We start from the raw sequence: 22027 nt of genomic DNA, 5'->3' as shown, positions 1-22027 counted from the left end.
TCCGCCCCCACAAGGATTGTCCGTCATGCGGCGTCTTCGTGGGCACCGAGATCCATCCGGACGCCGACGACGCCCTCCACCGCCCGCACGGCGCGGGCGAGCAGCGGAACCGGCGACCGTTCGACGAGCGCACCGTGAAGGGTGGCCACACCCTCCAGTACGGACACGTCAAGCCCTGCCGGGGCGGCCGACTCGCCGAGGACGGAACGGCGGATCTCCTCCTCGATCTCGCCGTCCGTACGGAGGAACACCTTGAGCAGGTCGCTCCGGCTGACGACCCCCTCCAGCATCCCGATGCCGTTCACCACCGGCAGCCGCTTCACCTTCCGGGTGGCCATGATGCGTGCCGCCTCGGCGAGCGTGGCGTCCGGGTGGACGGTGACGGCCGGACTCGACATGAGCTCCCCGGCCCGCAGGGCTCCGGCCTTGGCCGCCTCGTCGAATTCGCCCGGGCGGGGCTCGTCGAGCCGGAACTCCTCCTTCGGCAGGACATCCGCCTCCGACACGACTCCGACGACTCGTCCCTCTCCCTCAAGGACGGGGACGGCGCTCACCTTCCACTGGTCCAAGAGCGCGACGATTTCCTTGTAGGGCGCGTCACGGCCGATCGCAATGGCGGTGTGGGTCATGACGTCGCTGACGGTGTAGTGCGAGGCAGGCATGACGTTCTCCGGGAGGTGGACGAGAGGGTCTACAGGCCACTGCCGTGCGGGGCGTACAGATCGAGCAGTCGTACTCGGGCGGCGACGAGACGACGAGCGAGCGTCTGCCCGACGAAATGCCCGAGGGCGGAGCCGAGGGCAGGATCGGCGTCCATCATCATGCGCACGGTCAGTGCATCGAACTCGTACGCCCGCACACGCGTCATGGCCTCCGCGCCGAAGTGCCGGCGATACGGGGCGAACAGCCAAGACCATCCGAGCAGCTCACCCGCATTCACGGTGTCGATCACTGCCGGCTGGGTGCCAGGCACAGCGAAGTCCAAGGTGACCGTGCCCGTCCGAAGGATCCAGAAGCGCTGGGCGGGATCGCCCTCCTCGAACAGCCGGGTGCCTTCAGGGAGGTCCACCGGGCGGCCACATGCCATCAGCCGGGCATGTTGGTCGGCGGACAGAGCTGTCGTGAGCCGAGGGAAAGGGAGAGAGCTCATCGGGGACCTCCTCGTCGGTGTCCGCATCCAGTCTCTGCTTCACATCAGGCGGAGAGGGAGGGCCGGATGGCCCCCTCTTCGTACCCCTCGGTCGCCTCTCCCCCTGTCGGCCGGCCGTTCACATCACGGTTGGACCTCCTACGAGAGTGAGGGATGAGGGGAGCGGACGCTTCCGGACAACTGCGCTGAGCGGTGGGGTGGCCCTGGTCCTGGAGGGCGTATGAGCGTCGTCCGCTGGTCCGCCGTCATGGAAGGCCGCCGGAAGACCAAGGGGCTGGAGCCGTACGGGCGTATGGGCTCCTTGGTCTTCCGGCGGCCCGCCAGGGGACAGAGGGCACCGGCATGGACCGAGGGCGTCCGGTCGATGTGTGATCACGAAGATCGGTGGCGACCTTGTGGGGGCCGGTCAGGCGACCTGGAGGGCTGCTCCCCACGCCCTCGCGCGATCCCTTTCGCCCTCGCGCAGCGGCCCTTCGGTGTCCTCGATGACGAACCCTTCAGGTTCCGCGACGAGTTCATAGCCATGGCCGCGCAGCCGGCGCGCGATGCCGCCGGCGGCGGCGCCGGCCAGACGTATGTCCGCCCGGGTGTCGAAGGCCGCGGCAGCATGGGTACCGGTATGGGCCTTCGGGAGCGTGTCGTGGAACCAGTCGCGGACGCCGGGGCCTTCGGCGCCCTCCTCGGGGACGAAGGCACGCTCCTCCTTCGCGGCCTCCTTCTCCTCGGACTTCAGCCCCATCTTCCGGCTCATCCCGGTGGTCATGCCCCTCATATGGGTCGGCCCGCCGACGACCAGGAGGTCGGTGGGGCCGATGCGTTCGGGCAGCGCGTCGGCGACCGCCACGCACTCGACCTCGGCGTCCGGGTGCGCCTCCTTCACTCCCTCTCCGATCGCGTCAGCGATCTCGCGCGTGTTGCCGAACAGGCTCTCGTACACGATCACGGCACGCATCACGCCTCATCTCCTCAGGTGCTTCGTTCTCCGGCCTCAGCGGCCTTCTCGATCGACCGCAGCGCCCCGCGCAGCACGATGCCGACGCCCGGGGAGACCAGCGTCCAGTAGCGGCCGAACCGTGTGGTGGAATCCGGGTCGGTGCAGGCGGTGCGCGCCTCGTAGGTCAGGAGGGACTGCCGCGCACCGTAGGGGTGGACGACGAAGGCGGCCGCCATCTTCGCCCAGCCGGGCTCGTCGAAGCCCGCGTAGTCACCGGGTTCGACACGGCGCCACTCGATGGTGGGCTTCCACACCTTGCCGACCGCGCCGAAGACGATCTCGCGGCCCGCGCGCTCACCCAGGGGAACCCAGGGCTGGGCCTCGGGATCCCCCTGATCACCACCCGCGACGGTGTCGAACAGATCGGACACCCGCATCGAAGGCGGTGTGACCACGGGCCGACGGCGCATCCGGTCCGGCACTCCACGCGCCCACATGACCGCGTCGAACAGCGGCGAGTGGATGGACAGTATGTCCAGATCACGGGCTGCGCCGTACACGATGTCCGGCGCGGCGGCGATCACCGCGCACTCCAGGCGGGAGAACCGGAAATCAGGCAGAACCGCGTCGAGCAAGAGGGGCTCGGCGACGCTCAGGTCGGCATTCATGAGTACCTCCCGGAATCCGACACCACAAGTCTGATCCACAGGACACGCACCTCGCTGGGGTCGAACGGTCCCCACTTGCATCGCGATCGTCGCCGCCTCCTCCACGGCGGCGACATGGCCGTGCCTGGCCCGGCGAGGTGACGGCGCGCAGCACGCCGGGCCGGTTCGTCTTTCGTGGCGAGCTCCCGGTCGTCGGGGACTTCGGCGGCAGGGGAGTGCCGGATGCAGGTGAGACGTCAGGAACGCGTCAAGGTCTGCGTGCGCGTCGGCCCATTCCTCGCATGTCCAGAGGGAGACGCTGACGGTTCCGCCGGGATGGCTCGGCCCGTACAGGCCGTGCGAGCGGGGAGGCCACGCTGTGCTGATCCGGCTTCGCAGAGCGTGGCGGAGGTCGGCGCGCATTCTACGAGCAGAGCGGTCTGCTTCCCGCACCACCGCGCACCTCCGACGGCTACCGCGACTACGGCGGCCAGGCCGCCGCGTGGCTGGTCTTCATCCGCGACGCACAGGGAGCCGGCCTGACCCTGGCGGAGCTCCGCTCGATCCTCGCACTCCACCCTGACCTGCGGCCGCACCAAACTCGGGCACATTGATCAACATCCTCACGAGTACCTCCTGGTGAGCCGGCAGGCAAGCATTGTCGACGCGGGACCGCGGGCGCGCACCGGTGCGTCATCGGCCGTTCCGTGCACCGGTACGGCAGGCGGGTGCACCCGAACGGGCGAAGTCGTCTCGCCGATCGGTGGCCCCCGTCCCAGGCTGGAGGCCAGGGCGTGCCGGGAACGGCCGGCCTCGCCCGTGACGGAGAGGATGACCATGGCTGACTCGTCCAAGCCTGCCAGCGCCGCGACCGCGGCCGCCAACCGGGAGGCTCTCGCCCGGTACGCGATGGAGGACCGGCAGGACTTCGCCGACCGGGACCGTGGGTTCCTCGCTCCGCTGCCCGACAAGCTGTACGGCGGCGACGGCCGGGTGATCTTCGACGCGGCGCGGTTCGACTACATAGGCGACGACGTCCCCGCCCCCGACACGGTGAACCCGAGCCTGTGGCGGCAGTCGCAGCTGATCCGGAAGGGCGGCCTCTACAAGGTGGTCGACGGGGTCTTCCAGGTGCGCAACAACGACATCGCGAACCTCACCGTCATCGAGGGCGAGACGGGTCTCGTCGTCGTCGACTGCATGGCCTCCGTCGAGGCCGCCACCCAGGCCATGGGCATGATCCGGGAGCACGTCAGCGACAAGCCGGTCGCCGCCGTCGTCTACACCCACACCCACATCGACCACTACGGCGGTGTCAAGGGCGTGGTGAGCGTCGAGGACGTCGCCTCGGGCAAGGTGCCCATCATCGCGCCGGGCACCGTCGCCTCCTTCGACAAGCACGCCATCGGCGAGAACGTCATCGCGGGCAACGCCATGTCTCGGCGGGCGTCGTACGCCTTCAACAGCCTGCTCGACTTCGGTGAGACCGGTTGCGTCACCTGCGGCATCGGCATCTCCACCGTGCCCGGGGTCACCATCTCGTACATCTCGCCGACCGATCCGGTCACGAGGACCGGCGAGAAGCGCGAACTGGGCGGCCTGGAATTCGAGTTCCTCTACGCCCCGGACACCGAGGCGCCCGAGGAGATGCACATCTGGGTTCCTCAGCTCGGGGCGCTCACGTGCGCGGAGAACGCCAACCACTCCCTGCACAACATCCAGACGCTGCGCGGCGCGCGGACCCGGGACGCCCGCAACTTCGCCCGCTACCTCGACGAGACCCTGGAACGCTGGGGCGACGACGTGGAGGTCCACTACGGGCCGCACACCTGGCCGGTCTGGGGCAACGAGCCGGTCACCTCGTTCCTGGAGTCGCAGCGCGACACGTACAAGTACATCCACGACCAGGCGCTCCGGCTCGCCAACAAGGGATACACCCCGTTGGAGGCGGCCGAGGTGGTCGAGCTGCCCGAGGAGCTGGGCCGCAAGTGGTTCAACCGCGGCTACCACGGCACCCTCCACCACGACGTCCGCGCCGTGTTCACCAAGGAACTCGGCATGTGGGACGGCGACCCGGTCTCCCTCCACCCCCACCCCCCGGTCGAGTCGGCGCGCCGCCTCACCGAGCTGATCGGTCCCGAGCGGATCCTCGCCGAGGGGCGCCGCGCGTTCGACGCGGGCGACTACCGGTGGGCCGCCCAGATCCTGCACGCGCTGGTGTTCGCCGACCCGGAGAACACCGAGGCGAAGAACCTCCAGGCCGACGCCTACGAACAGATGGGCTACCAGGCCGAAGGGCCCCAGTGGCGGGGCATCTTCCTCACCGCGGCCAAGGAACTCCGCGAGGGCGTCCTGCCGGCGGCGTTCGCCTCGGCCAGCCCGGACTCGATCCTGGCCATGCCGATCGACATCCTCTTCGACTACGCCGCCGTCCACCTCATCGGCGACAAGGCCGCCACCGCCGACTTCCGCGTCGACTTCCGCTTCACGGACGCCGGGGCCGAGGAGACCTGGACGATGTGGGTCCGCCGAGGCGTCCTCAACGCCCGCCGCGGCCCCTCACCCGACACCCAGCTCACGGTGACCGGCCCCAAGGCGGCCCTCGTCGCCACACTCCTCAAGCCGGCGACCGCCCCGCAGTCGGCCGCGGCGGGAAAGATCACCCTGAACGGGGACGAGACCGTGCTCCAGACCCTCGCCGGGCTGCTCGACGACTTCGACCCCGACTTCGCCCTCGTCACTCCCTGATCCCGCCGCCGGACGCCCAATTCAAGGGCGCGGTGGGGGAGTCCCGCCAGGAGAGGAGTCACTAACGGCGGAGACACGGTCGCGATACGCGGCGGAAACCGGCCATCCCTAATTTCTGTCGTCCGACAGGTATTCACAGGAACTCGCCTCCGCGACAGGGGACCGCCATGACCGTCACCACCGATCCCACTCCGCCGGCACCGCCCTCGCCCGGCCCCGCGGTCGAGGGCACGCCGGTCGAGGGCGACGGCTCGCTCGCCGCGTTCGGCTACCCCCAGGAACTGCGGCGGCGGATGGGGCGGTACGCCTCCTTCGCCGCCGGGTTCTCCTTCATCTCCGTACTCACCACGGTCTTCCAGTTCTTCTCCCTCGGCTACTCCTTCGGGGGACCGCTCTTCTTCTGGACCTGGCCCGCCGTCCTCGCCGGCCAGCTCCTCGTCGCCGCCTGCTTCGCCGAACTCGCCGCCCGGATGCCCATCGCGGGAGCGATCTACCAGTGGGCGAGCCGGCTCGGCACGCCGGCCTTCGGCTGGTACGCGGGCTGGATCATGGTCGCCGGGCGGATCGTGGTCGTGGCCGCCGCCGCACTCGCCCTCCAGGTCGTCCTGCCCGCCGTCTGGCCGGGCTTCCAGATCGTCGGCGGGGACCCGTCACCCTCGACCACCAGCGGCGCCGCCAACGCCGCCGTCCTCGGCCTCGCCCTGCTCGGGCTCACCACGCTGCTCAACGTCCTGGACAACCGCGCGCTGTCGGCCGTCAACACGGTGGGCGTCACCGCCGAGATCGCCGGGGTCGCCCTGATCGTCACCCTCCTCGCCACCCACGCCGAGCGCGATCCCGGCATCACCCTGCACACCGATGGACAAGGTGGCCTGATCGCGGCGCTTCTGGTGGGCTCGTTCACCGCCGCGTACGTCCTCATCGGCTTCGAGAGCGCGAGCGAGATGAGCGAGGAGACCGTCAACCCCCGGCGTGTCGCCCCCCGGACGACGCTCGGCGCGCTCACCACGTCCGGCGTCTGCGGCGGGCTGCTGCTGCTCGGCGGGCTGCTCGCCGCGCCCAGCCTCACTGACGGGCGGTTGGCGACCGAGGGCCTGAGCTACGTGCTCACCAGCACCCTCGGCGACGACCTCGGCAGAGTCCTGCTCGCCGACGTGGCCCTGGCCATCTGCGCGGCGACCCTGGCGATCCAGACCTCGGCGACCCGCATGCTCTACTCCATGGCGCGCGACGGCGTCCTCCCGCGCTCGGCGCGGCTGGCCCGGGTGCCGGGGCGGACCGGGATGCCCGGCACGGCCGCGGTGGTGGTCGGCGTCGGCGCGGGGCTGCTGCTCCTGCTCAACCTCGCCTCGCCGCAGGCGTTCCTCGCCATCGGCACGACGTGCATCGCGATGGTGTACCTGGCGTACGCGATGGTCACCGGGCCGATGCTGGTCCGGCGGCTGAGGGGCGAGTGGCCCCCGGCCGCCGACGGCGACCGCGACGAGCTCGGCAGGCCGCTGTTCTCCCTCGGCCGCTGGGGAATGCCCGTCAACGTGCTCGCGGTCGGCTACGGCCTCTTCATGACGGTCAACCTCGCCTGGCCGCGCGCCGAGGTGTACGACCCGGAGGGCGGCCACTGGTACTTCCAGTGGTTCACCGTCCTGGTGGTCGGCGCCACCGTCGCGACGGGCGCCGCGTACCGCTGGTACCGCCGCCGCGGGGACGCCGGCCAGGGGGCGAAGGAGCCGAATACGTCGGAGGAGCCGAACGCGTCGGAGGCCTCGAAGGCCTCGGACGGGGGCTCACGCCTCCTGGTGTGACGCTTCGCCCGTCGCCGGGTCGGACATCGCCGCGAGGAGCCGCTGCCCCTCGCGGCGCAGCCGTGCCAGCGAGCGCTGCGGCACGCCCGCCACGCGGAGCGCCGCGTCGGCCGTCGCCGTCGCCAGGGCCCGCTCGTCGCGGGCGGGATCGGCACGCCGGATGAGGATCACGCTTTCGGTGAGGCCGAAGAGAAGGTCCGTACGGAGCGTCAGGTCCTCCGCGCCGAGCGCCGCCCCCGCCTCCGTGGCGGCCAGCAACTCCCCGTAAAACCGCCGGAGTTCGGAGCGGACCCGGTGGAAGGCCGCGAAGCGGTCCGTCCGCACCTCGGGCAGCAGGTAGAGCGCCCCCAGGTTGTGCGGTCCGCCGCACAGCAGCGCCGCGTCGGAGTGGCACAGGGCCCACAGCCGCGCCTCCGGCGCCGCCTCCGCGTCGGACACGAGCCCGCGCGCCACCTCCAGGGAGGGGCGGACGGTGCCTTCGAGGAGCTCCGCGAGGATCGCTTCCTTGCCGTCGAAGTAGTGGTAGAGCGACGCCTGCCGCAGCCCGGCGCGTTCCGCGATCGTGCGGGTGGACGTCGCGGTGTAGCCACGGGTGGTGAACAGCTCGGCCGCCACGGCCAGCACGTCGTCACGGGGCTCGAGGCCGCTCGCGGGACGCTCCTTGACCCGCGGTCGGCCGACTCTCCTGCTGGTGGGCGTGGTCACCCGGTGATCCTCGCACAGGGCCGGCGCCTCCCTCCGGGCCGAGCCCCCGGGTGAGTTTCCGGTAACCGACGCGCAACGCGCGGGCAATGGCGGCGAAGCGCCCGCTCCCTAATTTCTGTCGAGCGACAGAAATCCGAACCGACCGGAGGTTGAGCGATGGCGACACCGTCAGCGTCGACACCGTCAGCGACAGCGCCGACGCCCTCAGAGCCGGCGTCGACGACAGCGTCGACGCACGGCGCGCGCGACCACGCCCGCGCCCAGGAGGGCACGCGGGTCGACGCCATGCCCGTCCTGCCCGCGAGCAGTTGGCCCGCGCCTCCCGAGGGCGTGGACGCCGGGGACGTCGTGTGGGCCGAGACCGTGGCGGGCGGCAACTACACCCACAAGGTCCTCGCCAGGGGCACCGAGCTGCGGCTGACCGACCTCACGGGCGACGCCTGCGCGCAGCTCCTGCTCTTCGGCGCCGACCGCCCCTGGGAGCGGCTGAACGTGGCCGACACCGTCAAGGTGCTCTGGAACGCGTACCTCGGAGAGGGGCACCTGCTCCTGTCCGACCAGGGGAGGGTCCTCGCCTCCGTCACCCAGGACACCTCCGGCCGGCACGACGCCCTCACCGGCACCTCCACCCTCGCGCGCAACACCGAGCGGTACGGGGACGGGACCCCGCAGTCCGCCTCGCCGGCGGGTCGCGAGCTGTTCAAGCTCGCCGCCCTGAAGAACGGCCTCGCCCCGCGCGACCTCCCGCCGTCCGTCTCCTTCTTCCAGGGCGTACGGATCGACGACGACGGCACCACCCGGTTCACCGGCTCCGCGGGCGCCGGAACGACCGTCACCCTCCGCGCCGAACAGGACGTCACCGTCCTCCTCGTCAACGTCCCGCACCCCCTGGACCCGCGCCCCGAGTACCGCTGCGGGAACCTCGGCGTCCTCGCGTACCGGGCCGTCCCGACCGCCCCCGGCGACGCCCTGTGGAACGCCGGCCCCGAAGCGCGCCGCGCCTTCCTGAACACCGCCGACCACCTCACCGCCCGGGGGATCGCATGACCACCACCATCAGCCCGCCGGGCCGCGTCGTCTCCGACGACACGGTCCCCGCCCGCGCCGCCTGGTCCGCGGTCGTCCGCAAGGGCCAGTGGCTGACCGTCACCGACCTCCACGGCAACCAGGCCGCGGACTTCCTCCTCTACGACGCGCACGACACCTCCGTGCGCTACAGCGCCCCCGACACGATCCAGGCCCAGGGCGGCCTCTTCCTGACCACCGGCTCGGTGCTCCTGTCCAACGAGCACACCCCGCTGATGACCGTCGTCGAGGACACCTGCGGCCGGCACGACACCATCGGCGGCGCCTGCTCCAAGGAGTCCAACACCCTCCGCTACGGCCACCACACCTGGTCGCAGCACGCCTGCGTGGAGAACTTCCTCGCCGAGGGCGCCCGGCACGGCCTCGGCAAGCGCGACCTGGTCTCCAACATCAACTGGTTCATGAACGTCCCCGTCGAGCAGGACGGCACCCTCGGCATCGTCGACGGCCTCTCGGCCCCCGGGCTGCGCGTCGTGCTCCGCGCCGAGACCGACGTCCTCGCGCTGCTCTCCAACTGCCCGCAGATCAACAACCCCTGCAACGGCTTCGACCCGACGGCCGTACGGATGACGATCACCGAGCCCGACGGGCCCGACGACAGCGACGAGGACTGACCACGATGACGTTCGACACCCTGCTGGTCGCCAACCGCGGCGAGATCGCGGCACGCGTCATCCGCACCGCCCGGCAGCTCGGCCTGCGCACCGTCGCGGTGTACTCCGACGCGGACCGCGGCGCCGAGCACGTCCGGCTGGCCGACGAGGCCGTCCGCCTCGGCCCCGCGCCCGCCAAGGAGTCGTACCTCGACGCCGACCTGGTCCTGAAGGCCGCCAAGGACACCGGCGCCGGAGCCGTCCACCCCGGCTACGGATTCCTGTCCGAGGACGCCGACTTCGCGCGCCGCTGCGCCGACGCCGGCATCGTCTTCGTCGGCCCCACCCCCGAACAACTGGAGCTGTTCGGCGCCAAGCACACCGCGCGCGCCGCCGCCGAGGCGGCAGGGGTGCCGCTCGCGCCCGGCACCGGGCTCCTCCCCGATGTGGCCGCGGCCCTCGCGGCGGCCGAGGACATCGGCTATCCGGTGATGCTCAAGGCGACCGGCGGCGGGGGCGGCATCGGCATGCAGGCCTGCCACGGCGCGGCCGACCTCGCCGGCGCCTGGGAGCGGGTGCAGCGGGTGGCCGCGGCCTCCTTCTCCTCCGCCGGCGTCTTCCTGGAGCGGCTCGTGGAGCGGGCCCGCCACGTCGAGGTGCAGGTCTTCGGCGACGGGCAGGGCAAGGTCGTCACCTTCGGCGACCGGGACTGCTCGCTCCAGCGCCGCAACCAGAAGGTCCTGGAGGAGGCCCCGGCGCCCGGGCTTCCGGACCGGGTCCGCCGCGGACTCGCCGAGGCCGCCCGGGACCTGTGCGCCTCGGTGGACTACCGCTCCGCCGGCACGGTCGAGTTCGTGTACGACGCCGCCCGCGAGGAGGCGTACTTCCTGGAGGTCAACACCCGTCTCCAGGTCGAGCACCCGGTCACCGAGGAGATCCACGGCGTCGACCTGGTCGCGTGGATGCTGCGGCTCGCCCAGGGCGACACGGCCGTCGTCACCGAACCCCCGACGCCCGGGGGCCACGCCGTCGAGGCCCGCATCTACGCGGAGGACCCCACCCGCGACCACCGCCCGAGCGCGGGCCTCCTGACCCGCGTCACGTTCCCTCCGGGCGTCCGCGTGGACACCTGGGTGGAGACCGGCACCGAGGTCACCACCGCGTACGACCCGATGCTCGCGAAGGTCGTCGCGCACGGCGCCGACCGCGCCGAGGCACTCGACCGGCTCGACGCGGCGCTCGCCGCGACCCGTGTCGACGGCATCGAGACGAACCTCGGCCTGGTACGGGCCGCGCTCCGGGATCCCGCCGTGCGCGCCGCCACCCACTCGACCGCCTCGCTCGCCACGATCGTCGACCCCACCCCGCGCATCGAGGTCGTCGCGCCGGGCACCCTGACGACCGTGCAGGACTGGCCCGGCCGCACCGGCCACTGGCAGGTCGGCGTCCCGCCCGGCGGCCCGATGGACGACCTGTCCTTCCGGCTCGGCAACACCGCGCTCGGCAACGACGAAGGCGCCCCCGGCCTGGAGTGCACCCTCCAGGGTCCCTCCCTCCGGTTCACCCACCCGACCACGGTCTGCGTCACCGGCGCCCCCGCACACGTGACGATCGACGGCACCCCCGTACCGCAATGGGAGCCGGTCACCCTCGACGCCGGACGGACCCTCGCCGTCGGGGCCCCCGACGAGCACGGCCTGCGCACCTACGTGCTGTTCGCGGGCGGCCTCGACGTACCGGAGTTCCTGGGCAGCGCCGCCACCTTCACCCTCGGCCGGTTCGGCGGACACGGCGGCCGCGCCCTGCGCGCCGGTGACGTCCTGCACGGCGGCGAAGCCCGTACGGAGACCTCCGTCGTCCCCCTCGACGACCGTCCGGCCCTCGGCGGCACGTGGTGGATCGGCGCGGTCGAAGGCCCGCACGCCGCCCCCGAGTTCTTCACCGAGGACGACATCCGCGACTTCTACGCCGCGGACTGGAAGGTGCACTTCAACTCGGCGCGCACCGGTGTCCGCCTGGTCGGCCCCAAGCCGCGCTGGGCACGCGCGGACGGCGGCGAGGCGGGCCTCCACCCGTCCAACATCCACGACACGCCGTACTCCGTCGGCGCCGTCGACTACACCGGCGACATGCCCGTCCTCCTCGGCCCCGACGGGCCCTCCCTCGGCGGCTTCGTCTGCCCGGCGACGGTCGTCACCGGACAGCGCTGGAAGCTCGGCCAGCTCCGGCCCGGCGACACGGTCCGCTTCGTCCCGGTCACCACGGCGGCGGCGGGCGAGCTGCGGCGCAGGCCCGCCTCGGCCCCGCGGGCCGACCGCGAGGCCGTCGTCGACGGCGGAGTCCTCGCGCGACGGGAGGAGAGCGCGGGCCGCCCGGCGGTCACGTACCGCCGCAGCGGCGACGACAACCTCCTCGTCGAGTACGGACCCATGCAGCTCGACCTGGCGCTGCGCATGCGCGTCCACGCGCTCGCGGAGGCACTGGCCGCGCGCGCACTGCCCGGCGTCGTCGACCTGACCCCCGGCATCCGCTCGCTCCAGATCGCGACGAACCCCGACGTGCTGTCCCCGCCGGCGCTCCTCGACGTCGTGCTGCGCGTGGAGGAGGAGCTCCCCGCCACCGACGAGCTGGTGGTGCCCAGCCGTACCGTGCACCTCCCGCTGTCCTGGGACGATCCGGCGACCCGGGAGGCCATCGCCCGCTACACGGCCGGTGTGCGCGACGACGCCCCGTGGTGCCCCTCGAACATCGAGTTCATCCGCCGCGTCAACGGCCTCGACACCACCGACGACGTCCACCGCACCGTCTTCGACGCCGAGTACCTGGTCCTGGGCCTCGGCGACGTCTACCTCGGCGCGCCCGTCGCCACCCCGCTGGACCCGCGACACCGGCTGGTCACGACCAAGTACAACCCGGCGCGCACCTGGACCGCGGAGAACTCGGTCGGCATCGGCGGCGCGTACCTGTGCGTCTACGGCATGGAGGGGCCCGGCGGCTACCAGTTCGTCGGCCGCACCACGCAGGTGTGGTCGGGCTGGCAGCAGCGGGGCGCCTTCGCACCCGGCAGGCCCTGCCTGATGCGCTTCTTCGACCGGATCAGGTGGTACCCGGTCGGGGCCGACGAACTCCTGGAACTGCGCGCGGACATCATCTCCGGCCGCTTCGTGCCGAAGACCGAGGAAGGCACCTTCTCGCTCGCCGAGTACCGTGCCTTCCTCGACCGGAACGCCGCGTCCATCGCCGCGTTCCGGGCCCGGCAGAGCGCCGCGTTCGGCGCCGAGCGCGACGCCTGGGAGGCCGCCGGTGAGTTCGCCCGCGCCGAGGCCGCGGCCGTGGTCACGCCGCCCCCCTCCGACATCACGGTGCCGGAGGGCGGCCGTCTGGTCGAGGCCGAGTTCACCGCCTGCGTCTGGCAGGTCGACGTCGCGGTCGGAGACCGGGTGTCGGCGGGTCAGCAGCTCGTCGCGCTGGAGGCGATGAAGATGGAGGCGCCGGTACCGGCACCCGTCGACGGCATCGTCGCGGAGGTCCTGATCACACCGGGCAGCCAGGTCGAGGCGGGCACCGCGCTCGTCGTCCTCGCTCCCGTCGAGACCGCGGAGGCACCAGCATGATCACCGCAGTGGAGCGGGTACGGGCCGCGTACGCCCGCATCGCCCGGGTGGACCGGCCCGAGGTGTGGATCGACCTGCGCCCGCAGGTGGAGGCGGAGGCGGACGCCGCCGCGGTCGACGCGCGGACCGCCGCCGGCGAGCGGCTGCCGCTGGCCGGGACGGTGTTCGCGGTCAAGGGCAACATCGACGTGGCCGGGCTCCCGACCACGGCCGGCTGCCCTTCGTACGCCTACCGGCCGGAGGCCGACGCCCCGGCGGTGGCACGCCTGAAGGCGGCGGGGGTCGTGCTCCTCGGCACCACGAACCTCGACCAGTTCGCGACCGGCCTGGTCGGCACGCGCAGCCCGTACGGCGCGGTCCGCAACGCCGTCGACCCCACGTACGTCTCGGGCGGCTCCTCGTCCGGATCGGCGGTCTCGGTCGCCCTCGGCATCGCGGACCTCGCGCTCGGCACGGACACCGCCGGCTCGGGCCGGGTCCCGGCCGCCTTCAACGGCATCGTCGGGCTCAAGCCGACGATCGGTCTGGTCCCGACCGAGGGCGTCGTCCCGGCCTGCGCGTCGCTCGACTGCGTGACGGTCTTCGCCCGCACGCTCCCGGAGGCCGAGCGGGCGCTGTCCTTCATGGCGGCGCCGCCGGCGCGGGAACTCCCCGCCCTGGAGCAGCGCCGCCCGGGACCGTGGCGGATCGCCGTACCCGACACCGGGCAGCTGGGCGAGCTCGACAAGGGCTGGGCGGAGGCGTTCCGGTCGGCCGTGGCCCGGCTCGCCGACGCGGGCGCCGAGATCCTGCCCGTCGATCTGACGCCGTTCACCGAAGCGGCCACGATGCTGTACGAGGGGGCGTTCGTCGCCGAGCGCTACACCGCGGTGGGCGCGTTCGTCGACGCGGGCTCGGCGGACCTCGACCCCACGGTGGCCGGGATCGTCTCCCGCGCCCGGGACATCCCGGCCCACCGGCTGTACGCGGACCGGGCGAAGCTCGCCTCCCTGCGTGCCGCGGCGCTCGCCTCCCTGGGCGACGCGGACGCGCTGCTCCTGCCGACGACACCGGGCCACCCGACCCTCGCCGAGGTCGCGGCCGACCCGCTGGGCGCGAACGCCCGGCTCGGCCGGTTCACCAACGCGACCAACCTGTTCGACCTGGCGGCGGTCGCCGTCCCGGCCGGCGACGTGAACGGGCTGCCGTTCGGCGTCATGCTGATCGGCCCGGCGTTCACGGACGAGCGGCTCGCGCGCGTCGCCGGACTGCTCACCACGCCGCCGACGCGTCTCGCGGTGGTGGGCGCGCACCTGTCCGGACAGCCGCTCAACGGGCAGCTGCTCGCCCTCGGCGGCCGACTGACACGCACGACCACGACCGCACCCGCCTACCGGCTGTACGCCCTGGACACCGTCCCGCCCAAGCCGGGCCTCGTCCGGGTCCGCGAAGGCGGTGCCGCGATCGAGGCCGAGGTCTGGCGGCTTCCCGCCGAGGGCCTCGGGGCGCTCCTCGCGTCGCTGCCCCGCCCCATGGCGCTGGGCAGCGTGGAACTCGCGGACGGAACCTCCGTACCCGGCTTCCTCTGCGAACCCGAGGCCCTCGACGGCGCCCGCGAGATCACCTCGTACGGCGGCTGGCGCGCCGCCCTTCCGTCCGTCGAGGAGCAGACGCGTCAGCCGGAGTCACCCTCGGACCCCGTCCGCTGACTCCCCAGCAGTTCGGCGAGGCCGCGGCGGGTGGCGGCGATGACGACCCGGTCCTCCGGGCGCAGGACGTAGCCGGGGTGGAGGTCCCACAGGAGTTGGGGCTGTTCGCCTTCGTGGCGGGCCGAGGCGAGGTCGGGTCGTCGGGTGCCCGGGGAGGCGGTGTCGAGCGCGAGGACGCGCCACCCGCCCGGGCGGAACGCCTCGGTCACGGTGCGGCCTTCGAGCTGGGGGAGTCCCGCGACGGCGAGGGCGGCGAACACCAGGACCCGGCGTTCCACGGGGATCGCGCCCAGGATCTGGCGGCCCATCATGGCGCCGGCGAAGGCGGGCGCGGCGAGGTGGGTGACGCTGCGGCTGCGGGTGAGCGCCTCGGGGTGGGCGGTGCGTAGGGTGCGGTAGACGGCGGTGGCGAAGTCGTCGTCGTACAGGCGCAGGGCGACGCGCAGGTCGGGCTTGACCGTGCGGGCGTAGAGCGTGGCCTCCAGGTTGGTGGTGTCGGAGCTGGTGAGGGCGAGCAGGGCGTGCGCCCGGTGGACCTTCGCGGCCTCCAGGACGCCGTCCTCGGTGACGTCGCCGAGGACCACGGGGATGCCCAGGCCGCGGGCCAGGGGGATGCCGCGGGCGTCGGGGTCCTCCTCGACGCAGACGACGGGGATGTCGAGTTCCCGCAGCCGGGCCAGGACACGGGTGCCGATCTTGCCGAGTCCCAGCAGGACGACGTGGCCGGACAGGCCGCGGGGCGGACGGCGCAGCGCACCCGCGGCACGGAAGGTGCCGAGCGCCTCCAGCGCTCCGGCGACCAGGAGGGGAAGCAGGGCGAGGCCGACGAGCCCGGACAGGAGCTGGAGGATCTGATGGGTGACCGAGGCGTCGACCGCGGGGTCGTTGATCGAGAACAGGTCGAGCAGCGTGATGTACGCGGCGTGCACGGGGTCGGCGTCGGTGAGCAGGGTGGTGGTGAGCGTCAGGCCGAGCACGGAGGCGGCGATGCCGGCGAGTGCCCACCGCAGCCGGCTGGAGAAGAGCTCGCGAAGCGGGGCGCCCCGGCGGGCCGGGCGACGCGAGGACCGGGCGGGTCCGGCGTACCGGAGGGCCTCCAGGACGACGCTCCCGCGCCCGGTCGAGAGCGTCACGGCCCGGTCGTCGGGCAGGAGCAGGGGGCCCTGGGGGCCGCTGGCCTCCGAGCCCTCGGCGCCCGCCGGATCGGTGGTGGTGGACGACAGCAGCGCCAGCGTGCACAGGCCCGGGTCCGGGAGCTCGCCGCGTCCGGGCGGGGTGCGTTCGGCGGCGCGCAGGAGGACGCCGTCGGCCTGTACGACCTTGCTCGTCCCGGCGACGGCGGTGGCGGCGAGCGCGGGGGCCGCCGTGTCCGCGTCGGACAGCACGGTCGTGGAGGCGTCGAGGACGCTGCGATCGATGCCGGGGGAGTGCACGAGGGCGGCCTGGTCGAGCAGCTCCTCCAGATGCTGTCCCAGCTTCCGGTCGTACATGCGGACCACGAGCCGCAGCCCGGGGCTGAGCCGCCGGGCGGCGAGCGCGGCGCGCAGGTTCGTCTCGTCGTCCTCGTACAGCAGGGCGAGCGCGGCGGCCCGGTCCACCCCGGCCCGCGAGAGCGCCGCCTCGGTGGGTGCCGACGCCTCGACGTCCGGTTCCCCGGCCTGGTCGCCGGGAGCGACGAGGACGACCCGCTGGCGGTAGACGTCCCGTAACTCGGCGGCGAGCCGATGCGCGAGCCCGTCATCGCCACAGACCACCATGTGGCCGCCGGTCCGTCGGTCTCCCGTGTCCTGGTGCGATGGCGCGATCATGATTCCCCCCGGCCCCTCGCCCCGTTCCTGCGTCTCCCCTTGCCAGGGATGGTTCCAGGGAATCGCACGTCTGTGCACTGCCGGACTCCGGCAGTCCCTGCGTGCTTCTGGATGCCGTGCGCGTGACGGAGGCCCGGTGCTGGACAGTCGCTCCCGCCCGGCATAGCCTCCGATTCACTTATTCAATTTATTGAGTACACGAGGAGGGTGCATGCACCCGTTCCGCAAGGCCGTCGAGGACCGTGACCCGGACGCCCTGGACGCGCTGCTCGCCGAGGACGTCGTCTTCACCAGCCCGGTGGCCTTCGCGCCCTATGCGGGCCGGGCGATGACCGCCGCCATCCTCCGCGGCGTGCTGCGCGTCTTCGAGGACTTCGCGTACGTACGCGAGATCGGGAACCCCGACGGCCGCGACCACGCCCTCGTCTTCACCGCGACCGTCGACGGGAAGCAGATCCACGGCTGCGACTTCCTGCACGTCGACGAGGAGGGGAAGATCGACGACCTGACCGTCATGGTCCGCCCCCTCTCGGCGGCCCGGGCGCTCGCCGAGGCCATGGGCGCGCAGTTCGACCGGATCGCCCGCGAGGCCGCCGGCGGCTGAGGGGCAGGGGGGCGTTCCCTCAGACCGCTGCCGTCCTCGGCGTGCCGCGGAACGTGCGCCGGTAGGCGAGCGGGGTGACCCCGATCGCGGCGTGCAGGTGCTGCCGCAGCGACGTGCCGGTGGCGAAGCCGACCTGCCCGGCGATGTCGTCCACGGCCAGGTCGGTAGTCTCCAGGAGCTGCCGGGCGCGCGTCACCCGCTGCTGGATCAGCCACCGGCCGGGGCTCATGCCGACCTCCTCGTCGAACCGCCGGGCGAAGGTCCGCAGGCTCATCCGGGCGTGCCCGGCGAGCTCGCTCAGGGCGATCGGCTCGTGCAGCCGCTCCAGCGCCCACTGCCGGGTCGCCGAGGTGTCGTTCGCCGTCGCCTCGGGGACCGGCTGCTCGATGTACTGCGCCTGCCCGCCGTCCCGCCACGGCGGTGCGACGCACATCCGCGCCACCTGGTTGGCGACGGCGGCGCCGTGGTCCTTCCGTACGAGATGGAGGCAGACGTCCATCCCCGAGGCGGCGCCCGCCGAGGTCAGCACCGAGCCGTCGTCGACGAAGAGGACGTCGGGGTCGAGCGCCACCCCCGGGAACCACGAGCGGAAGGTCTCCACGAGCGCCCAGTGGGTCGTGGCGGGCCGCCCGTCGAGCATCCCGGCCGCGGCCAGCACGAACGCGCCCGTGCAGATGGACACCAGCCGGGCCCCCGGGGGTACGGCCGCGAGGGCCTCGGCGACCCCCGGCGGCGCCTCGCGGGTGAGGAGCGACAGGTCGAAGGGCGGCAGCACCACAGTGTCGGCCGTGCGCAGCACCTCCGGGCCGTGCGCGACGGTCACCGAGAAGTCGGCGTTCGTGCGGACCGGCAGGCCGTCCACCGAGCAGGTCACGACCTCGTAGAACTCGGGCGCGGCACCGAACACGCGGTTCGAGATCCCCAGCTCGAAGGGGTACACCCCGTCCAGGGCGAGGACGACGACGCGGTGGCGGTTCCCCGCGGCCGGCGTGAGGGACTCGGCGGTGTCGGCGGCGTTGGCAGAATCCTGTCGAAAGATGGCCATCGTGCCATGGTACGCCGCGGGGCGGACGGCGAGGCTGGTGGGCATGACGAATCACCGCACCATGCGCGCCATCAGCCAGGACGTCCACGGCACCCCCGAGGTGCTCCAGGAGGTGGTGGTCCCGCGGCCCGAGCCGGGCCTGAACCAGATCCTCGTCGCCGTCCGCGCGGCCGGCGTCAATCCCACCGACTGGAAGCACCGCTCCACGGGGCTGTTCCTCGACCGTCTGCCGCTCGTCCTCGGCTGGGACGTCTCCGGAGTCGTGGAGGCCGTCGGCTACGGCGTGACCGTGTTCAAGCCGGGCGACGAGGTCTTCGGGATGCTGCCCTACCCGAACGGTGTCGGCTCGCACGCCGAGTACGTGACGGGCCCCGCCCGCGCCTTCGCGCACAAGCCGGCCGACGTCGACCACGTCCAGGCCGGAGCCCTCCCGCTCGCCGCCCTCACCGCGTACCAGGCGATCGTCGACACCGCCCAGGTCGGCCCGGGACAGCGGGTCCTCGTCCACGCGGCCGCCGGCGGGGTCGGCCACCTCGCCGTCCAGATCGCCAAGTCCCGCGGCGCCTACGTCATCGGCACCGCGAGCGCCGCCAAGCACGACTTCGTCCGCTCCCTCGGCGCCGACGAGGTGATCGACTACCGCTCGGTCGACTTCGCCGAGGTCGTCGCCGACGTCGACATGGTCCTCGACACCGTCTCCGGTGACACCCGCGTCCGCTCCCTCGGCGTCCTGCGCCCCGGCGGCATCCTCGTCTCGCTCCTCCCGGGCACCGACCCGGACGAGCCGGCGAAGGCCGCGGCGCGGGGAGTGCGCGTGGAGACCCTCCTCGTGGAGGCCGACCACGCCGGCATGAACGCCGTCGCCGACCTCGCCGGGTCCGGCGCCCTGCGCGCCCACGTCGAGGCCGTCTTCCCGCTCGCCGAAGCTGCCAAGGCCCACGCCCTCGGCGAGACCGACCGCACCACGGGCAAGATCGTCCTGGTCGTGGAGGGTCGGTCCGACAGGGAGGCCGCCGGGGAGCCCGCCGGGATCTGAGCCACCCGTGGTGCCTACCCCCGCGACGCCGGAAGGGCCGGCCCGGCGCACAGTGCGCCGGGCCGGCCCTTCCGGTGAGCGGTGAGCGTCAGTCCGTGCCCATCTCCATCGCCGCGCGGTCCAGCATCTCGTCGTCGCCGGAGACCTCGCCGCGGGAGGCGATCGCCTCGGCGCCGCCCTCCGGCAGCTCCGTCAGGGTGCCGATCAGACCGGTCGCGGCCGCCTGGGCGGCACCGATGGCCGGGCTGCCCGTACCGATCAGGCCGAGCGTGGCGTACTGCTCCAGCTTGGCGCGGGAGTCGGCGATGTCGAGGTTCCGCATGGTGAGCTGACCGATCCGGTCCACCGGGCCGAACGCCGAGTCCTCGGTGCGCTCCATGGAGAGCTTGTCCGGGTGGTAGCTGAAGGCCGGGCCCGTCGTGTCGAGGATCGAGTAGTCCTCGCCGCGCCGCAGCCGCAGGGTCACCTCGCCGGTGACGGCCGCGCCGACCCAGCGCTGGAGCGACTCGCGGACCATCAGGGCCTGCGGGTCCAGCCAGCGGCCTTCGTACATGAGGCGGCCGAGGCGCCGGCCCTCGTTGTGGTACTGGGCGAGGGTGTCCTCGTTGTGGATCGCGTTGACGAGCCGCTCGTAGGCCGCGTGGAGCAGGGCCATGCCGGGCGCCTCGTAGATGCCGCGGCTCTTGGCCTCGATGATCCGGTTCTCGATCTGGTCCGACATGCCCATGCCGTGGCGGCCGCCGATGGCGTTGGCCTCCATCACCAGGTCGACGGCGGAGGAGAACTCCTTGCCGTTGATGGTCACGGGGCGGCCCTGGTCGAAGCCGATCGTGACGTCCTCGGTGGCGATCTCGACCGAGGGGTCCCAGAAGCGGACGCCCATGATGGGCTCCACCGTCTCGACGCCGGTGTTCAGGTGCTCCAGGGTCTTCGCCTCGTGCGTGGCGCCCCAGATGTTGGCGTCGGTGGAGTACGCCTTCTCCGTGCTGTCCCGGTAGGGGAGGTCGTGGGCGACGAGCCACTCCGACATCTCCTTGCGGCCGCCGAGCTCGGTCACGAAGTCCGCGTCGAGCCACGGCTTGTAGATCCGCAGGTGCGGGTTGGCCAGCAGGCCGTACCGGTAGAACCGCTCGATGTCGTTGCCCTTGAACGTCGAGCCGTCGCCCCAGATCTGGACGTCGTCCTCGAGCATGGCCCGGACCAGCAGGGTGCCGGTGACGGCGCGGCCGAGCGGCGTGGTGTTGAAGTAGGCGCGGCCGCCCGAGCGGATGTGGAACGCTCCGCAGGTGAGCGCGGCCAGGCCTTCCTCGACCAGCGCGGCGCGGCAGTCGACCAGGCGGGCGATCTCGGCGCCGTACGCCTTCGCACGGCCGGGCACCGAGGCGATGTCGGGCTCGTCGTACTGGCCGATGTCGGCGGTGTAGGTGCACGGGACGGCGCCCTTGTCGCGCATCCACGCGACCGCGACCGAGGTGTCGAGGCCGCCCGAGAAGGCGATGCCGACGCGCTCGCCGGCGGGAAGGGAGGTGAGGACCTTAGACATAGGAAGAGTATGCATCATCCTGCATGGTCATGCAACGTGGGTCCGTGCAGAGATCTCCACCGGGTGGGCTTACCCCTGGTACGGTCCCTCACCAGCCGAAGCTCCGCCCAGGAGAGCGCGTCGGCGTCCGGGACGGGGTGGAGAGAGTGCGGCGAACGAGCGGAGTGCTGACCGAGGAGCTCGCCGAGGCGATACGGGGGACCGCCGAGGACATCGCGGCGGTCCTGCGCACGCCACGGGGCGACGGTGCCGGGCAGCACGCCGGCCTGCCGGTTCCCCGCTCCACCTGGACGGTCGGCGAGGCCGCCGCCCACCTGGCCCAGGCGAACGCCCTCATGGCCGACCTCGCCGCCGGACACGAGCGCCCCTACGGCGACGGCACCCCCGGCAGCCTGGCCGAGGCCAACGAACGCGCCCTCGCCGGGTTCGCGGAGCGCGCCCCCGCCCCCCTCGCCGACATGATCGCGGCGCAGGCCGAGGCCTTCCTCGCCGCCGTCGAGCAGCGCGACCCGGCGGAGGTGCTCACCACCCCGCTCGGCACGATGAGCCCGGCCGTCCTCGGCTCGTACCTGCTGACCCACATGCTCGGCCACGGTTACGACCTGGCCCTCGCCCTGGGCCGCCCCCACATGCTCGACGCCCGGCGGGTCGTCCTCACCCTCCCCTTCATGCTCGCCGCGATGCCGAAGGTGGCCGACCCGGCCGCCGTCGCCGGTCTCACCGCGCGCTTCGCGGTACGGCTCCGGGGTGGCCCGGCGTTCGGCGTCACGATCACGGACGGCGCGGTCCGGGTCGACCACGAACCGCCGGCCCGCCCGGACTGCACGGTCCTCACCGAGCCCGTCGCCTTCCTCCTGCTCGCCCTGGGGCGGGTCGACCCGTGGCCCGTGATCGCCCGGGGCAAGGCGCTCGGCTGGGGCCGCAAGCCCTGGCTCGCGCCCCGCTTCCCCCGCCTCTTCCGCGCGCCCTGAGGCGCCGGGCGTCGCCCCGGCCCCCGCGCGCGGAGGCCCGGGCCGGTGGATGC

The 22027-nt window shown here is 72.9% G+C and carries 17 protein-coding genes and 1 pseudogene; 10 read left to right on the top strand and 8 right to left on the bottom strand.

The window, feature by feature from the left end; translation table 11 throughout:
- Nucleotides 1–23: 23 nt before the first annotated feature.
- The 4 genes from ACFC0G_RS18720 to ACFC0G_RS18705 form a co-directional block, all read right to left on the bottom strand.
- Nucleotides 24–662, bottom strand: a complete 639-nt coding sequence (locus tag ACFC0G_RS18720) for a CBS domain-containing protein (protein ID WP_376404455.1) — start codon at nt 660–662, stop codon at nt 24–26.
- Between the two features lie 29 nt (nt 663–691).
- A complete protein-coding gene (locus tag ACFC0G_RS18715; protein WP_376404453.1) occupies nt 692–1150 on the bottom strand; it encodes a Crp/Fnr family transcriptional regulator in 459 nt (152 codons plus the stop codon).
- Between the two features lie 406 nt (nt 1151–1556).
- The gene (locus ACFC0G_RS18710; protein ID WP_376404545.1) at nt 1557–2102 is read right to left on the bottom strand and encodes a flavodoxin domain-containing protein; all 546 of its coding nucleotides are present in this window, start codon (nt 2100–2102) and stop codon (nt 1557–1559) included.
- Nucleotides 2103–2116: 14 nt separating this feature from the next.
- Nucleotides 2117–2752, bottom strand: coding sequence for a hypothetical protein (locus tag ACFC0G_RS18705; protein WP_376404451.1), 636 nt, complete (start codon nt 2750–2752; stop codon nt 2117–2119).
- 413 nt (nt 2753–3165) lie between these two features.
- Between ACFC0G_RS18705 and ACFC0G_RS18700 the strand changes: the two are divergent.
- The 3 genes and pseudogenes from ACFC0G_RS18700 to ACFC0G_RS18690 all read left to right on the top strand — a co-directional run.
- A pseudogene (locus ACFC0G_RS18700) lies at nt 3166–3345 on the top strand (MerR family transcriptional regulator); the annotation flags it as partial.
- A 223-nt stretch (nt 3346–3568) separates the two neighbouring features.
- A complete protein-coding gene (locus ACFC0G_RS18695) occupies nt 3569–5479 on the top strand; it encodes an alkyl/aryl-sulfatase (protein WP_376404449.1) in 1911 nt (636 codons plus the stop codon).
- Between the two features lie 167 nt (nt 5480–5646).
- On the top strand, nt 5647–7281 hold the full coding sequence (locus tag ACFC0G_RS18690) for an amino acid permease (RefSeq protein WP_376404447.1): 1635 nt from the start codon (nt 5647–5649) through the stop codon (nt 7279–7281).
- On the opposite strand, the gene ACFC0G_RS18685 is transcribed toward ACFC0G_RS18690, so the two are convergent.
- The gene (locus ACFC0G_RS18685; protein ID WP_376404445.1) at nt 7264–7986 is read right to left on the bottom strand and encodes a TetR/AcrR family transcriptional regulator; all 723 of its coding nucleotides are present in this window, start codon (nt 7984–7986) and stop codon (nt 7264–7266) included. The two genes, ACFC0G_RS18690 and ACFC0G_RS18685, sit on opposite strands and share 18 nt — an antisense overlap.
- Nucleotides 7987–8142: 156 nt before the next feature.
- On the opposite strand from ACFC0G_RS18685, the gene ACFC0G_RS18680 reads away from it, so the two are divergent.
- The 4 genes from ACFC0G_RS18680 to atzF are packed head-to-tail and all read left to right on the top strand — an operon-like array spanning nt 8143 to nt 14967.
- Entirely contained in the window at nt 8143–9033 is an 891-nt protein-coding gene (locus ACFC0G_RS18680; protein WP_376404443.1) for an urea amidolyase associated protein UAAP1, read from the top strand.
- Nucleotides 9030–9686 (top strand): urea amidolyase associated protein UAAP2, encoded by a 657-nt coding sequence (locus ACFC0G_RS18675; RefSeq protein ID WP_376404441.1) that lies wholly within the window; start codon nt 9030–9032, stop codon nt 9684–9686. Before ACFC0G_RS18680 ends, ACFC0G_RS18675 begins: the two co-directional genes overlap by 4 nt.
- A 5-nt stretch (nt 9687–9691) precedes the next feature.
- A complete protein-coding gene (uca, locus tag ACFC0G_RS18670) occupies nt 9692–13279 on the top strand; it encodes an urea carboxylase (protein ID WP_376404439.1) in 3588 nt (1195 codons plus the stop codon).
- Complete coding sequence (atzF, locus tag ACFC0G_RS18665) at nt 13276–14967, top strand: allophanate hydrolase (protein ID WP_376404437.1); 1692 nt, start codon at nt 13276–13278, stop codon at nt 14965–14967. Before uca ends, atzF begins: the two co-directional genes overlap by 4 nt.
- Here atzF and ACFC0G_RS18660 read toward each other — a convergent pair.
- Entirely contained in the window at nt 14934–16724 is a 1791-nt protein-coding gene (locus ACFC0G_RS18660) for a potassium channel family protein (protein ID WP_376404543.1), read from the bottom strand. The two genes, atzF and ACFC0G_RS18660, sit on opposite strands and share 34 nt — an antisense overlap.
- Before the next feature lie 262 nt (nt 16725–16986).
- Here ACFC0G_RS18660 and ACFC0G_RS18655 point away from each other — a divergent pair, with 262 nt between their 5' ends.
- Nucleotides 16987–17379, top strand: a complete 393-nt coding sequence (locus ACFC0G_RS18655; protein WP_376404435.1) for a nuclear transport factor 2 family protein — start codon at nt 16987–16989, stop codon at nt 17377–17379.
- 19 nt (nt 17380–17398) lie between these two features.
- Here ACFC0G_RS18655 and ACFC0G_RS18650 read toward each other — a convergent pair whose 3' ends face one another.
- Entirely contained in the window at nt 17399–18424 is a 1026-nt protein-coding gene (locus tag ACFC0G_RS18650; protein ID WP_376404433.1) for a GlxA family transcriptional regulator, read from the bottom strand.
- A gap of 61 nt (nt 18425–18485) precedes the next feature.
- On the opposite strand from ACFC0G_RS18650, the gene ACFC0G_RS18645 reads away from it, so the two are divergent.
- A complete protein-coding gene (locus ACFC0G_RS18645) occupies nt 18486–19460 on the top strand; it encodes an NADP-dependent oxidoreductase (protein WP_376404541.1) in 975 nt (324 codons plus the stop codon).
- A gap of 88 nt (nt 19461–19548) precedes the next feature.
- On the opposite strand, the gene argG is transcribed toward ACFC0G_RS18645, so the two are convergent.
- Nucleotides 19549–21003, bottom strand: a complete 1455-nt coding sequence (gene argG / locus ACFC0G_RS18640) for an argininosuccinate synthase (protein WP_376404431.1) — start codon at nt 21001–21003, stop codon at nt 19549–19551.
- Between the two features lie 146 nt (nt 21004–21149).
- Between argG and ACFC0G_RS18635 the strand changes: the two genes are divergently transcribed.
- The gene (locus ACFC0G_RS18635) at nt 21150–21974 is read left to right on the top strand and encodes a maleylpyruvate isomerase family mycothiol-dependent enzyme (protein WP_376404429.1); all 825 of its coding nucleotides are present in this window, start codon (nt 21150–21152) and stop codon (nt 21972–21974) included.
- Nucleotides 21975–22027: the final 53 nt, after the last annotated feature.

Source organism: Streptomyces sp. NPDC056169, from assembly GCF_042268445.1.
In the GTDB taxonomy this organism is placed as follows: Bacteria; Actinomycetota; Actinomycetes; order Streptomycetales; family Streptomycetaceae; genus Streptomyces.
The sequence above is the reverse complement of the archived record's forward strand: the minus strand, read 5'-3'. Positions and strand labels throughout refer to the sequence as shown.

What these genes read in the sequence shown, in the direction of transcription:
- ACFC0G_RS18690 (WP_376404447.1), top strand. Translation starts at nt 5,647, where the DNA reads ATGACCGTCACCACCGATCCCACTCCGCCGGCACCGCCCTCGCCCGGC.
- ACFC0G_RS18650 (WP_376404433.1), bottom strand. Translation starts at nt 18,424, where the DNA reads ATGGCCATCTTTCGACAGGATTCTGCCAACGCCGCCGACACCGCCGAG.
- ACFC0G_RS18705 (WP_376404451.1), bottom strand. Translation starts at nt 2,752, where the DNA reads ATGAATGCCGACCTGAGCGTCGCCGAGCCCCTCTTGCTCGACGCGGTT.
- ACFC0G_RS18710 (WP_376404545.1), bottom strand. Translation starts at nt 2,102, where the DNA reads ATGCGTGCCGTGATCGTGTACGAGAGCCTGTTCGGCAACACGCGCGAG.
- atzF (WP_376404437.1), top strand. Translation starts at nt 13,276, where the DNA reads ATGATCACCGCAGTGGAGCGGGTACGGGCCGCGTACGCCCGCATCGCC.
- argG (WP_376404431.1), bottom strand. Translation starts at nt 21,003, where the DNA reads ATGTCTAAGGTCCTCACCTCCCTTCCCGCCGGCGAGCGCGTCGGCATC.
- ACFC0G_RS18660 (WP_376404543.1), bottom strand. Translation starts at nt 16,724, where the DNA reads ATGGTGGTCTGTGGCGATGACGGGCTCGCGCATCGGCTCGCCGCCGAG.
- ACFC0G_RS18715 (WP_376404453.1), bottom strand. Translation starts at nt 1,150, where the DNA reads ATGAGCTCTCTCCCTTTCCCTCGGCTCACGACAGCTCTGTCCGCCGAC.
- ACFC0G_RS18645 (WP_376404541.1), top strand. Translation starts at nt 18,486, where the DNA reads ATGCGCGCCATCAGCCAGGACGTCCACGGCACCCCCGAGGTGCTCCAG.
- ACFC0G_RS18695 (WP_376404449.1), top strand. Translation starts at nt 3,569, where the DNA reads ATGGCTGACTCGTCCAAGCCTGCCAGCGCCGCGACCGCGGCCGCCAAC.
- ACFC0G_RS18675 (WP_376404441.1), top strand. Translation starts at nt 9,030, where the DNA reads ATGACCACCACCATCAGCCCGCCGGGCCGCGTCGTCTCCGACGACACG.
- ACFC0G_RS18720 (WP_376404455.1), bottom strand. Translation starts at nt 662, where the DNA reads ATGCCTGCCTCGCACTACACCGTCAGCGACGTCATGACCCACACCGCC.
- uca (WP_376404439.1), top strand. Translation starts at nt 9,692, where the DNA reads ATGACGTTCGACACCCTGCTGGTCGCCAACCGCGGCGAGATCGCGGCA.
- ACFC0G_RS18680 (WP_376404443.1), top strand. Translation starts at nt 8,143, where the DNA reads ATGGCGACACCGTCAGCGTCGACACCGTCAGCGACAGCGCCGACGCCC.
- ACFC0G_RS18655 (WP_376404435.1), top strand. Translation starts at nt 16,987, where the DNA reads ATGCACCCGTTCCGCAAGGCCGTCGAGGACCGTGACCCGGACGCCCTG.